Raw genomic sequence first — 13,390 nt, forward strand, 5'->3', positions numbered from 1 at the left:
TTAAATGGCATCTCTTCATTAAATAAACACACTGTGCTTGAACCATTTCTTAAAGAACTCTTCTTATTGAAAACACTATTGCCTAAGTGACATGAAACTTATAAAAAGTACTAGTCACATCACTAGGCATAAATGTACATAAAACTAATATCAAAATACAAATATAAGTGCTAACCCTTTACTCCAGAAATAATGATTTCTACCCTACGATTTTGTGCATGAGCTTTCTCATCTTTAGGGTTAGAAGGTATAACTAAAGGCTCAGACTCTCCTTTAGAAAGAGTTTTTATTCTTTTCTCTATAGAAGGAGTACAGTTAATCATGAATCTTTTAGCTGAATTTGCGCGTCTCTCACCTAGAGCAAGATTGTAATCATGGGAACCACGATTATCAGCATGACCTACAAGAACGATTTTTGCATTTTCATTATCTTGCAAAAACTCTAACGCATCAAGTAATACATCCGCACTTGCTTCACTAATATCTGATTTATCATATGCAAAAAAGACTCTATGAACATTTTGTTGTTTCTTGGTTTGAGATGTTATTGTAGTAGCTGATTGATTCATTTTAGAATGTCCCTTCCTCATAAGAGGATTAGGAGAAGCACTTGTGCTATAAATAACCAAACAAAAAAAAGGTATTATCATTAACTTATTCCACATTATTAAAACCTCCGAATTTAGAATTATAATTACCCTATACTATAAGTTAATGATGATACTTATTAAGTCAAGAAAAATATGATTGCTTTCTAAGATGTAGTTTAGTAATAACTTTTTATTTGTATATAATATACTTTGAGTTAATCTATTTTAAAAATTATATAATTATGAAATCTTATAAATTTCTACAACAGGTATTCGGTCGGATAAGAATTATTGATAATACACTAGTGACATTAAGTAAAAGTCAACTTAATGTGAATGATAAAGTTGAACAAATCGACTTGATGCAAGATATGAAATATGAAATTATCTCTCATGATTTAGTAAAAGAATCACTTTCAGATGTGTTATCTAAGAAAGAAAATCTCAATGACTGGCAATTAAAAAATATACAATTAATCAATAAAATTTATGAGGAAATTAATATACTACCTATTGATTTAGTTAAAGCTCTATCTAAGGCTAGGATTGAGGGTAAAGAATTGTGGAATTTAGCATATTATGATAATAATTTTAAAAATCTGATTAATCCTTTAAGTAATGTAATTTCATTGGTACGTGAAGTTGCTTCAATTAAATCAAAAAATTTTGGTTATTCAATGTATGATGCAGTACTGGAAGATTATGATTCTAGTATTAAAGAGGAGGATATCAATGATGTATGCGCAATAGTTGGCAAATTCTTTCATGAAAATAATTATCTAATAACTGAAAAGCAAAATAAGAGCACTGATACCAAAGGTATTTTTCATAGTATAAATACAGCATTGAATAATACTGTTTTAAGAAGAATAAAGATAAAAAAGACAGAGAGAGTTTCTGATTATCATTGCTTTTCATCCTGCTCAACTCAATTTATTAGTAATCTTAATTTATCTGATCTTCTTTATAGCAGTGGTTCTATAATATATAAAAAAGGGTTACAAAAAAAATGGATTAATCAACCAATTGGGGATGTTTCTGGATATGTTATGTACGAAACTCAAGGATTACTGATGGAGAAAATTATAGGAAAATCAATGGAGTTTTGTGAATACATTCAACCTATTGTATTTAAACATTCTGATATCAGTGTTAATGATCTATATTGTGAGTTAAATAAAATAAATCAGTCAGTTTTGCTGAAAGAGTCAGACGAATTTACATCTCTTGCTCATATTATGATAAGATATGCATTGGAAAAAGAAATAATTTACAATAAATTACAAGTTACAGATTTACGTGATGCTTGGATGGAAGGAATGAAATACTATAATATCAGCACCAAAAACATCAAAGATAATGAAGCATATTTTCAGGATCATTATTGGATTAGTGGTATTTTAGGATACTTTCCTCTGAAATTAATAGCTGGAATAGCGGCAGTACAGATATTTAATTTCATTAAAAATAATTACTCCAATGCAATTAATAATATATCTAAAGGGAATTTTGATTTACTAATTAAACTGCTATCAGAAAATATATACAGTCATGGTGCTAAATATAATAGCCTTGAATTATTAAAACGAATGACTAATAAGGAGAATTTAGATATTGAATGTTATACCAATTATCTGTTGCAAAAATATACTCAATAATTTTATATTTATTGATTTAATTTGTGTTACTGATATAAACGTCTTAATCTATAGAGTGGAGTTTTATGCAATCTTCTAAAGTCATACGTGATAGCGGTCTTTTCAATAAAATTATAAACTTTTTAACCTTTAGGAACCTCTTTGCCAGTGATATTGCTATAGATCTTGGCACCGCAAATACTTTAGTTTATGAGAAAAACAAAGGTGTAGTTCTCAATGAGCCATCAGTTGTTGCATTAATTAGAGAAAGAGGCAGCTATGTGCCTTATGCTTTTGGCCACAAAGCGAAGATGATGCTAGGGAGAACTCCTGGAGAAATAGAAGCTATAAGGCCACTAAAAGATGGGGTTATTGCAGACTTTAAAAGTGCTGAGGAAATGATAAAGCACTTTATTCGTAGTGTAAATATGAAATCTACTATAAATAGGCCAAATATTATTATTTGTGTACCGTCTGGGTCTACACCTGTAGAAAGACGTGCTATACAAGATGCAGCAGAAAGTGCCGGAGCAAATCAGGTGTTTTTAATTGAAGAGCCTATGGCTGCTGCAATAGGTGCTGGGCTTTCTGTCACTGAACCTGAAGGTTCTATGATCGTTGATATAGGAGGAGGTACAACAGAAGTTGCGATAATTTCATTAGGTGGAGTAGTTTATTCACGTTCTGCGAGAGTTGGTGGAGATGTGATGGATGAAGCAATAAAAGCATATATACGTGAAAATCATAAGTTGCTTATAGGAGATTCAACCGCTGAAAAAATTAAAAAGAGTATAGGGTCTGCATGTATTTTAGAAAATAATAATTCTATATCAATAAAAGGCAGAGATTTAATTAATGGTATGCCAAAAGAAATAATGCTATCTGAAGATCAAGTTACAGAAAGTTTAACAGAATCTGTAAATCAAATAATTTCTGCAGTAAAGACGGCTTTAGAGAGTACTCCTCCTGAACTCTCATCTGATATAGTGGATAAAGGTATAGTTTTATCTGGAGGTGGTGGATTATTACGTAATTTAGATAAAATGATTAGTAATGTCACGAAATTACCAGTACGTGTTGCAGATGATCCGCTTTGCTGTGTTGCTCTAGGAAGTGGAAAAGTACTTGAAAATATGGATCACTTTGGTCACGTTTTATTTAGGCAAGACTGATTTTAAGGTGAAATTTATTCAGTCTTTTTTCAAATTTCAAAATTATTCAAAAGAAAAAATCTCATAGATTTATAGGAATAAAGAAGGTAATATTTAAGTTTTTATTAAAGAATATTATTTATAGAACAAAAGGATAATGTTATTAACAATGAAACTAAAGAGAATAAGAAGGGTGGGGGAGTGAAAATGTTTTGGAAAGATAGATAAGTTGGTAAAAAAGTTTTGTCTGAGGTTCTCCTTCTATTAATAATTTATGTTAATTTAAAAAAATATTAAAAATCCTTTGATATTGGTTAGTATTTTTACTAAACTAAATATAGTAATTATTTTATTAAACAAATTAAGGAGATTTATTATGAGTGATATTAAGAAAAGTTTATTGGAAGAAGATGCTAAAGCAGTTACAGAATATACAGAAGGTGCTTCAGTGTTTGATGATTGGGAGATAGTTGGTGGCGGCACTGCAGTTGCAGAATATAAAAAAGACGATCAACATGTGCAAGATGATTGGGAGATAGTTGGTGGCGGCACTGGAGTTGTAGAATATAAAGAACCTGATTCATCTAAAGCAGTTGCAGAATATAAAGAACCTAATTCATCTGCAAACAAAGTTAATAGTAGTCTTACAAGTGTTAAAGCTACAGCAGTTGCACCATATACGGGTAAATCTGCTTAGGTAAATACTTATATTAAAATCCTGAAATATTCTGGATTGAAAAACGCTAGCTGAGAAAACATGATAAGCCTCCTATAATTTCAAGTATATTAGGGGGTTAATCATGAATAAAATAGAGTTATTATGCTTGATTTTTGCAATTCAGATAACAAAAATTTTGCAAAAAAAATCTTTCTGAAGCTGAGAAATTTAGAAACTTATGTTAAAAAAGGTAACAAATCCCTTCATATCATAGAACTTAAGTAACCTGCAGGATTTAGTAGAATCAAACAATACCTTATAAGCTATATGCGTGCACTCACACAGCACTAAAGTAGGCTATTATTTAGATACTAAAGATAATCTACTTTAAAAGTAGTATACACTTAAGTAATCTGTAGAATTTAGAACCAAAACAATACCTTATGACAGGAATTAAGCTACGCATTTGCACAGCACTGAAGTAGGCTACCATTAAGAATCTAAAAACTTTAAAAAGTAGTATGTTTAGTAGAATCAAAATAATATCTTATGAAAGAAATTAAGTATGTGCGTGCACTCACATACACTGAAGTAGACTACTACCTTGACACTAAAAGCAATCTTTAAGCTACTTTTAGAATAACTTTATTATTATAACTGGTATTAACTAAATACCAAAGCAATTTTTTCGTACTTAGTTTTACAGTTCACTTCGTCCTGAAATATATCTTATACGCAAATTTACAATTTTAAGTTTTATATTAATTTTTAAGTTAAATAATTTTATTTTTAATAAAAATATAAAATAAAATATAATTAATGCTTGATATATTAATCAATTAGTGCTAACATAATAGTGTTATTTATTAGGAATATATTATGAGTACAATAGGTAAAGATGCTAAAGATAAAGAAGATTTGTTTTACCTAGCAATGCTAGGCTGCTACGATGACTGAGAATATGCACTAACATATAATTTTGGTGAACATATATTTAATAGTATAGTTAATGAAGAAGGTGATACACTACTTCACCATATCATTAAATATACTCATATCTATCAAAACCATATGATTAATACTGCAAGCATATTGATTAAATTAGGTATAGATCCTTTCATTAAAAATCGAAATGGTAAAACATGTTTTGATCTTTTTAGGGAAAGAATAGCTCAATACAGCAAAGACTCATCGCAATATGCACATATTATAAAAGTATTTAGTATAATTGATCGTGACCTTTCGTTATACAAAGGAGATCTTGACAGACTAGGAGAAATAGTAAGAAAGTACGAATGTATTAGTGAAGCTTTCATAAGAAAAATAGAAGATGAGTTTGAAAATATCTATGAATTGCATGTATTTTTTATGAACGATTCTGAATTAGAAAATGCCATGATTTCCAAGGATTCTATACGGAAAGTGCATAAAAAATTAGAAAATGAATATGCTAACAATTATGGAGGTCAGTATTATTACTTAAGTAAAAATAATGATAAAGAGAGGTGTTATTTAGATGAGTTATGCAATGGCATATATCAAAAACTGGATAATGAGACATCACAAATTTCATTACCTAAGTTAAAAGAGGTAGTGAAAAACATAGAAAGAGAAAAGTTAGCGGAAATCAAAAGACTGTGTGTAAACATTGGAAAAAAAGAATACGATAAACTTCTTCAAGAACGTATTTCAAACCCTAATTCAAAATTGGAAATGCCAACATTGAAGCAATTATCTTTAAAAACAATAGCTACTTCACTGATATAAGAATCCATGCTCTGTCATTATTTCCTATAGTGACAGAGAGATCTATTAAGAAAGAAAATTGTGCAATGCATTTTGCTTAGAGCAAGTTTTAAATTAAGTAGATATAGAGGACTTTAATGCTTAAATCTCATGTTATACTTTAAATTTTATAGCCACTCTTCTATTCTTTCTAAGTGTTTATAGTCATTGAATTTTAGAAACTTTTCTAAATTGGGAGAAACAGTAAATGGCGTACTTTCATTGAGGTAATGAAGTACAATTTCTGATAAGTTATCTTTAAGCTTTTGTATTTCTTTCTCACAGAATTTTATCTGTACAATATTGATTTGACCATAATCAAATTTCCAATATTCAAGATCTAAAATTTCCTTACCAACTGTGTTTTGCACTGCTGTGCCTTGTACGAGTAGCTGCATCGTTTCACTAGTAGATCCTAATTTATAGTCTATAACTGCTATTTTATCATTTAATAAATGTTCAACCCTATCACACTTTGCGGATAGAAGAATTTTTTCTAGAATTCTAAAAGAGAAAGTTTGCTCTACTTCAATGTAACTGCAGTTTTTTTTTCGAGTGTGATGTAGCATTATGAAATTTTGCATAGTTTTATTTAGTCTTGCTAGCCATAAATTTGAAAAATAGAAATCACAAGCGGAAAGTTTTTTCTCTAAAATGCTACTTAAAGATTCATCATTATTTTTATGGCAATATTCTTGGAAGATCTTATGAACCAAAGTTCCAAATTCTAAGATTGATGGTTTGCGGTTTAGATCTTTCAGCTTTTTAATATTTAATATATATTCAGCATAAAATGCGTAAGGATCCCGCATTAGCTTCGTTATTTTAGTAAAAGATAATTTTTCCATTACTTTTTCTCTGACATCTATTTTCGGTTTTGGTTGAGGTTTTGTGGAAGGTACTGTGTACTTTGGCGTGGATAAGCATTTTAACCATTCTTTATACGGTTGTGGTTTATTTTGGATTAATGTCTCTAGTCGCTTTAAAATAATAGGTTTTTTACCTAGCTGATTTGTTATATATATTTTATCTGCATGAAATAAATTGTAGAGATGGTACATAAAATATCCATACTCTTCTTGAGTATTTGGAAGGTTAAATTTTTTTCTTATCTCTGAGCTACAAAGTGAATTTTGAAAGCTTGGTGGGTAGCTTCCTTCATTAAAGTTAGCAAGTATGATCACTCTACTTGGATCAAATTTAGTTAAATCACTTTTTGGAGAAAAAAATTCTTTTTTAAGAAATAAAGTTAGTATTTCATTATATAAGTCTAAAGATCCAACTATTTGTATATTCTTACATGCATTAGTAAAATCCAACATAAACTTACAAACTTCATTATCTGAATTAACAAAATTTATATTTGATAATGCATAAATACATTTTAAATGAGTACTAGCTATTTCATGAATAGAGCAATTTATATTATCTAAAGGATTAAGTATATCTTTTAAAGCCTTGAAAATCACTAATATATCTTCTTTATTTATGCAATCATTAACAGCATTTTCAATATCAAGAACTTTACTGATATTGAATTTTCGTACCTGTATTTCAAATTCAGATACTATTTTTCTATGTCTATCTCTAGTATAACCTAGATTCAAAAAAGGATGTTTTAGAAGAGATAGTAATGCTATGCTCTCCCATCCTGAAGTAATAACTTTAATAGTACATAGCAAAAATGTTATATAAGAATATTGCATTTTTTGTTGTGTGCGTATTGCAAGTAATTCATCGCTCACAAAAAGTGAAACATATTCCTCATTTTTTGTTATAAGTGATATTACTTGAGCTTCTTCTTCTCGTGAATTACATGTTATAATTTCAATATTATTACCAGTATCAATGCTACTTAAGCTTGAAGTGGTATCAAAAATATAATCTATTATCTTGTTGGTTGTTGCATTACCTAAATATCTTATATCTTTTCTGCTCTTACCAAGAAAATTAATTAATTCTTTTAAATAATATTGATAGTGATTTTTATCAATTGATTGCCAATTTTCTTCACTTATTTCTAAATTTAAATTAGGTAAAATAATTGTGCCAAAAGGTAAATTATGAACAGCTTGAGCAATAGTTTTATAGGTTATACTGTGTTCCGCTCCAAAAAGAATGATTTTTTCATTATTTTTTTTCCATGAGCATGTGAGATCATTTATGCAATTATTCTTATATTCTGGTATATCGAGCATGCTTAAATCTTTTAAAGTATTACATAAAGTCTTTATAGCTAGAATACTGAAATTCTCATCTTTATTGTCAATATAGTTTGTATTATAAACGATTTCTAATACATGATTATAATCTATTTTATCCAGCAATGATGCTATCTCATATGAGATAGTTAGTGGAAGATTTTCTTTATTTTTTTCATTACATTTTAGTATAAATTGCATGAATAGAAGAGTTCTTGTTATAGGATTTATAACTTTGCTTGATTTTTCTTCACCTATATCTTCCAGTGCTAAAATTTTAGGAGAAAAAGTAGCTTTTATAGAGTAATTTTTTAAAGCATCAGTTAAAGCTAATGCATTTTTTTGGGATGGCAATATTACCTTTAATTGTGGTATTTCATCTTGCGTATACTCGGAAAATATATGCTGAGCTAATATATCAAAGCAAGATTTACCAGTTCTTATGCTAAAAATTACTCCCACGAATTAATGAAATGCATTCTTAATAATTAGCTAGATAACAGATATCCCTTGCATCTCTGTTGCAGTACTTAAAGTGCTAATCACCATTTCTTGATCAGTGATTTTTATTTCATCTGATGATGTTTCTTTTTTTAGTTTATAACTTCTTCTTTCAAAATAAAACATAATGATTGCAAATATTGAAAAACAAGAAACTGTAACTCCAGACACTTCTTTCCACTCCTCTCTATTGTTGTAATATAAGCAATACATAACAAGAGAAGCAACCAACGAAAAAATAAAAAAACTACACAACTTTAATGCAAGAATTTTTTTTTCTTTTATCATACATCCCCCTCTGCTTTTAATTATTTTATGCTACTACTTATAGTACTTAAAGATCATACTAACCTAAAATTTTAAAATGTAAAGAATATTCTTGCTTTAGTTCAATATTTTAATGTACTCTATATAGATATATTATTATTTTAATAGTGAGGGTAAAATTATGTATATTATAAATGCAAGTCTTTTATATGATATCTATTATAAATTCTTGAATAATCCTGATAGCCTTATTGAAGATGAAAAACGCATTGTAGAATCAACAAAGGAATTTGAACCATCAATTAAGTAAATTATATCAGAAGAAATATGTCCTAAGAACTTATATCTGATCCTGTTAGGATAATTTACATGGACGGTTCGGTATCAAAAATCGTGTTTGAGCGGTCTAAACTTAAAAAATGGATCAGCATAAATCCAAAAAATCAAACAGATCCGATGAATAGAAAACCTATTAAAAAAATCATATCTATTAAAGAAAAAATAGGGGGAAAACTACTTGCTTTATTTGAAGCAAAAGCTTATGAAGAAACTAAAAATATACTCACTGGTCTTTTATGTAAGGAAGAACAGAATCGTAAAATAGTTAATGAACTTTCTAAAGCAGTGAAACTATTGAATAATAATCAATACTACAAAAAAGCTTGTAACTTGCTTTTAAAGCATGGAGATGTAATTGCTAAAATAGTTGATGTTAAGGTTGATGTTAAGACTGTATGTTGTAATATTTTGGAGAGAACTAATGAATCTGGACGCAAGAATTTTCTAGAAGCTATCATCAATAAATGTGCAGGTGTTTACGACGTTAGATGGACTACTTTACATTGTATTATTAAAAATAGTAATGATGAAATTGCACAACAGAATAGGAATGAAAATATGAAGTTATGTTGTGCTTTGGCTGTTCCGTTGTGCATAAGTACTATATTTTTTACAGGTTTAGGTTTTTCAATATCCATAGAACTTGGTATATATTCTATAGTTACTTTGTTAGTAGCTGCATGTTTATGTGGGCTTGCATTCGCTCTAGCTATTGATGAGTCAAACTTATATGAGATTTCTGCTATAGGTATAACTTGTAGCGTTTTGGATCAGAAAGAACTCAAACTCTAAGTTCTCAAATCTCAGATTAAAAAGGGTAGTGGGTTTTAATGCTACTATAAAGTGAACCAAAACTATAGTAGCTTCTACCACTACTTTCTTAAATTGCTTGAAAATGGTATGAATCTTAATATACTGATTTGTATTACTTGAGCTAGTATGAAATACGATTTTAAAACTGCTGAAAAGAAATGCCAAAGTATGTGGAACTTTACTGTAAGTAGAGATATCACTAATAAAAAGAAATGTTACGTTTTGGAAATGTTTCCATATCCATCTGGTAAAATTCACATGGGACATTTACGTAATTACGCAATTGGTGATGTTATAGCACGTTATAAAAGAGCTTGTGGATTTGATGTTTTACATCCAATAGGATGGGATGCATTCGGGCTTCCAGCTGAGAATGCAGCTAGAGAGAATAATATCTCTCCTGAAAAGTGGACAGAAGGTAATATAGATAATATGCGTGCCCAGCTAAAATCCATAGGTCTTTCCTATAATTGGGAACGAGAACTTTCTACCTGTGATCCTGAGTATTATAAACATGAGCAAAGATTTTTTTTAGAATTTTTAAAGCATGGATTAGCTTATAGAAAAGAATCATGGGTTAATTGGGATCCAGTAGATCAAACAGTGCTTGCAAATGAGCAAGTTGTTGATGGAAAAGGATGGAGGTCAGGTGCAGTAGTTGAAAAACGTAAATTAATGCAATGGTTCTTAAAAATCACTGATTTTGCTGATGATCTGCTTGAGTGTTTAAAGACTCTCAAAAATTGGCCAGAAAAAGTTAAGATAATGCAGGAACGTTGGATAGGAAAGTCTGAGGGCGTGACTATAGAATTTGATGTGATTGGCTCAAATAAGATTTTAAAAATTTTTACAACTCAGCCTCATACAATATTTGGAGCTTCTTTTTGTGCAATTGCACCAAGGCATCCACTAGTGCAAGATATAGAAGAAATACAGAGTATTACAGATCAAATTAAAAGTAAAGAAGAAAGTGATGAAAAAGTCGGTATACACACTGGAATTTATATTAAACATCCATTTTTGGATAAAGAATTGCCACTTTATATAGTCAATTTTGTATTGATGGATTATGGAGAAGGAGCAATTTTTGGTTGTCCAGCTCATGATCAGCGTGATTTTGAATTTGCAAATAAATATAATTTGCCAATTATTCCTGTATTTTCAGAGGATGGCAAAGAATATAAGAAGTCTTTAAATGAAGCATATATAGGTAAAGGGATAATGTTTCATTCTGAGTTCTTAAGTGGACTTGAAATTGATCAAGCAAAGAAAAAAGTAATAGAAGAACTTGAAAAAAAGGGAATATGTAAAAAGCAGATCAACTATCGTCTTCATGACTGGGGGATTTCAAGGCAACGTTACTGGGGATGTCCTATACCCATTATATATTGTGAAAATTGTGGAACTGTTCCTGTGCAAGAAAAAGATTTACCTGTAATTTTGCCAAAAGATATTGAGTTTATAGTAGTGGGCAATCCGCTTGATATACATCCTACTTGGAAATTTGTTGATTGTCCTAAGTGTGGAAGGAAAGCAGAACGTGAAACAGATACGTTTGATACTTTTTTTGAATCTTCTTGGTATTTTGCTGCGTTTTGTAGTAAGGATAAATCTATAGATAAAAACAAATGTGGTTATTTTATGCCTGTTGATTATTATATAGGAGGCATAGAACATGCAATTTTGCATTTACTTTATTCAAGATTTTTCTGCCGTGCTTTAACAAAATGTGGTTATTTAAATATTAAGGAACCATTTTCTACTTTAATTACTCAAGGAATGATCTGTCATGCAACTTATAAAGACGAGCATGGTAAATGGTTATTTCCTGAAGAAGCAAAAGAATTAATGAATAAAAGCGAGAAGGTACAGCTAGGTAAAGCTCAAAAAATGAGCAAATCAAAGAAAAATATTATTGATCCAAGTTTTATTGTAGAAAAATATGGTGCTGATACTGCTCGTCTTTTTGTGTTATCTGACGTGCCTCCAGAAAAAGATATGGAATGGTCAGATGATGGCTTAGAAGGCTGCTTCCGTTATATAAATAAACTATGGAATGCAGTAATGAAATTTAAACCTATCAATATAAATTATGATAGTAGTGATGTTACAGGTGAGTTTTTCGAATATAGAAAAAAAATACATAAACTTTTACACGGGTTAACATCTGATTTAGAAGATTGTAGATTAAATTGCGCGGTAGCAAAATTTCGTGAAATGACTAATCTTATTGCTGAGGTAATAAGTAAGCCTATTCTTGATGAAGGAATATGCATATTAATCAGAGTAATTGAACCGTTCATACCACATTTAGCTGAAAGTTTATGGCATGAAATAGGAGGGGAGGGCATGCTCTACATGCAGCCTTGGCCAAAAGCTGATGAATCATTACTGGTTGATGATATGGTAACAATAGCAGTACAAGTTAATGGAAAATTGCGTGCAACAATTTATGTAGCAGTTAATTTACCGAAAGAAGAATTGAAAAGGATTGCAATAAATGCAATATCAAGTAAGATAATAGAAGATAAAATACGTGCTGTGCATGTAGTACCAAATAAAATAGTGAATTTTGTATTATAATATTTAGTCTTGTAAAGTGAAAAAGATCGATCGGTCAGAGTTACGAAAAAGAATTGCAATTTGTTTGCTATGTGTAGCAATTATTGTTGCTACTATGTCTTTATTTATATACTTACATACTATACTGCTTGGCCTTGGATATGTAATAGCTGCAGATTATATGAAAGATGCTATGACTTACTCTACGCTAACTATTCTACTATTTATGCTTTGGTTTGTATATGACCAAGTATTTAGTAAAATGAAAGAAGTAGAACTGCCAATATCTATAGAGTTAGCTGATTCTGATGATAGAAGAGTAACATTTGCAGATGTTGTAATTGACGATGAATTAAAACAGAAACTGCGGATGGATTTTTTTAATCAAGAAGCACGAAATAAACTTCAAGAGTTACTAAAGGTAGAATTACCGAGAGGTTATATACTTTATGGTCCTCCAGGAAATGGTAAAACTTTAATTGCTCGTGCAATTGCAGGCGAATCGAAGATGAATTTTATAAGTATTTCTGGCTCTGATCTTATTGGAAGATATATTGGTCATGGCGCACAGACTGTGAGAGAGCTTTTTAAAGTAGCAAAAAAACACTCTCCATGCATAATTTTTATAGATGAAATAGATGCTGTCACTCCTGACCGAGATAGTTTAACTGGTAATGTAGAGAGTCATTGCAGAGAGAGCTTAACACAATTATTAGTTGAAATCGATGGGTTTAAAAAAGAAGAAAATATAATAGTAATTGCTGCAACAAATCGTATATGTGATATAGACAAAGCACTGATTAGGTATGGACGATTAAGTGAAAAAGTTAAAATTTCTAACCCTAATTTAGAAATAAGACAAAAAATATTAGAACATTATAGTGAA

General features: G+C 29.8%; 11 protein-coding genes. 8 read left to right on the plus strand and 3 right to left on the minus strand.

All coding sequences use genetic code 11. The annotated features are described in order from the left end of the window. Nucleotides 1–170: 170 nt before the first annotated feature. Nucleotides 171–665 (minus strand): OmpA family protein, encoded by a 495-nt coding sequence (locus V6U76_RS01550; RefSeq protein WP_333023267.1) that lies wholly within the window; start codon nucleotides 663–665, stop codon nucleotides 171–173. Between the two features lie 167 nt (nucleotides 666–832). On the opposite strand from V6U76_RS01550, the gene V6U76_RS01555 reads away from it, so the two are divergent. The 4 genes from V6U76_RS01555 (at nucleotide 833) to V6U76_RS01570 (ending at nucleotide 5,803) form a co-directional block, all read left to right on the plus strand. Continuing rightward, nucleotides 833–2,248 (plus strand): gluzincin family metallopeptidase, encoded by a 1,416-nt coding sequence (locus tag V6U76_RS01555; RefSeq protein WP_333023268.1) that lies wholly within the window; start codon nucleotides 833–835, stop codon nucleotides 2,246–2,248. 65 nt (nucleotides 2,249–2,313) lie between these two features. Continuing rightward, on the plus strand, nucleotides 2,314–3,399 hold the full coding sequence (locus V6U76_RS01560; protein WP_333023269.1) for a rod shape-determining protein: 1,086 nt from the start codon (nucleotides 2,314–2,316) through the stop codon (nucleotides 3,397–3,399). Between the two features lie 355 nt (nucleotides 3,400–3,754). Then, the gene (locus V6U76_RS01565; RefSeq protein ID WP_333023270.1) at nucleotides 3,755–4,075 is read left to right on the plus strand and encodes a hypothetical protein; all 321 of its coding nucleotides are present in this window, start codon (nucleotides 3,755–3,757) and stop codon (nucleotides 4,073–4,075) included. Between the two features lie 1,053 nt (nucleotides 4,076–5,128). Beyond that, nucleotides 5,129–5,803 carry a hypothetical protein gene (locus V6U76_RS01570; RefSeq protein WP_333023271.1) on the plus strand — a complete coding sequence of 225 codons (675 nt, stop codon included), beginning with the start codon at nucleotides 5,129–5,131 and terminating at the stop codon, nucleotides 5,801–5,803. Between the two features lie 146 nt (nucleotides 5,804–5,949). Here V6U76_RS01570 and V6U76_RS01575 read toward each other — a convergent pair whose 3' ends face one another. Then, nucleotides 5,950–8,376 (minus strand): PD-(D/E)XK nuclease family protein, encoded by a 2,427-nt coding sequence (locus tag V6U76_RS01575; RefSeq protein ID WP_333023272.1) that lies wholly within the window; start codon nucleotides 8,374–8,376, stop codon nucleotides 5,950–5,952. A 138-nt stretch (nucleotides 8,377–8,514) separates the two neighbouring features. Continuing rightward, nucleotides 8,515–8,811 carry a hypothetical protein gene (locus V6U76_RS01580; protein WP_333023273.1) on the minus strand — a complete coding sequence of 99 codons (297 nt, stop codon included), beginning with the start codon at nucleotides 8,809–8,811 and terminating at the stop codon, nucleotides 8,515–8,517. Between the two features lie 160 nt (nucleotides 8,812–8,971). Here V6U76_RS01580 and V6U76_RS01585 point away from each other — a divergent pair, with 160 nt between their 5' ends. From V6U76_RS01585 to V6U76_RS01600, 4 genes are all read left to right on the plus strand, one after another. Continuing rightward, nucleotides 8,972–9,100 carry a hypothetical protein gene (locus V6U76_RS01585; protein WP_333023274.1) on the plus strand — a complete coding sequence of 43 codons (129 nt, stop codon included), beginning with the start codon at nucleotides 8,972–8,974 and terminating at the stop codon, nucleotides 9,098–9,100. Between the two features lie 59 nt (nucleotides 9,101–9,159). Further along, the gene (locus V6U76_RS01590; protein WP_333023275.1) at nucleotides 9,160–9,921 is read left to right on the plus strand and encodes a hypothetical protein; all 762 of its coding nucleotides are present in this window, start codon (nucleotides 9,160–9,162) and stop codon (nucleotides 9,919–9,921) included. 147 nt (nucleotides 9,922–10,068) lie between these two features. Continuing rightward, the gene (gene leuS / locus V6U76_RS01595) at nucleotides 10,069–12,525 is read left to right on the plus strand and encodes a leucine--tRNA ligase (RefSeq protein ID WP_333023276.1); all 2,457 of its coding nucleotides are present in this window, start codon (nucleotides 10,069–10,071) and stop codon (nucleotides 12,523–12,525) included. Nucleotides 12,526–12,541: 16 nt separating this feature from the next. Then, the coding region (locus V6U76_RS01600) for an AAA family ATPase (RefSeq protein WP_333023277.1) at nucleotides 12,542–13,390 on the plus strand (849 nt) is incomplete at its 3' end.

Origin of the sequence: Wolbachia endosymbiont of Pentidionis agamae (assembly GCF_036711655.1) — a bacterium.
Lineage (GTDB): Bacteria > Pseudomonadota > Alphaproteobacteria > Rickettsiales > Anaplasmataceae > JAZHPY01.

Bases quoted from the DNA above. Each gene is read 5' to 3' on its own strand.
- V6U76_RS01550 (WP_333023267.1), bottom strand. From the start codon at position 665: ATGTGGAATAAGTTAATGATAATACCTTTTTTTTGTTTGGTTATTTAT.
- V6U76_RS01555 (WP_333023268.1), top strand. From the start codon at position 833: ATGAAATCTTATAAATTTCTACAACAGGTATTCGGTCGGATAAGAATT.
- V6U76_RS01560 (WP_333023269.1), top strand. From the start codon at position 2,314: ATGCAATCTTCTAAAGTCATACGTGATAGCGGTCTTTTCAATAAAATT.
- V6U76_RS01565 (WP_333023270.1), top strand. From the start codon at position 3,755: ATGAGTGATATTAAGAAAAGTTTATTGGAAGAAGATGCTAAAGCAGTT.
- V6U76_RS01580 (WP_333023273.1), bottom strand. From the start codon at position 8,811: ATGATAAAAGAAAAAAAAATTCTTGCATTAAAGTTGTGTAGTTTTTTT.
- V6U76_RS01585 (WP_333023274.1), top strand. From the start codon at position 8,972: ATGTATATTATAAATGCAAGTCTTTTATATGATATCTATTATAAATTC.
- V6U76_RS01590 (WP_333023275.1), top strand. From the start codon at position 9,160: ATGGACGGTTCGGTATCAAAAATCGTGTTTGAGCGGTCTAAACTTAAA.
- leuS (WP_333023276.1), top strand. From the start codon at position 10,069: ATGAAATACGATTTTAAAACTGCTGAAAAGAAATGCCAAAGTATGTGG.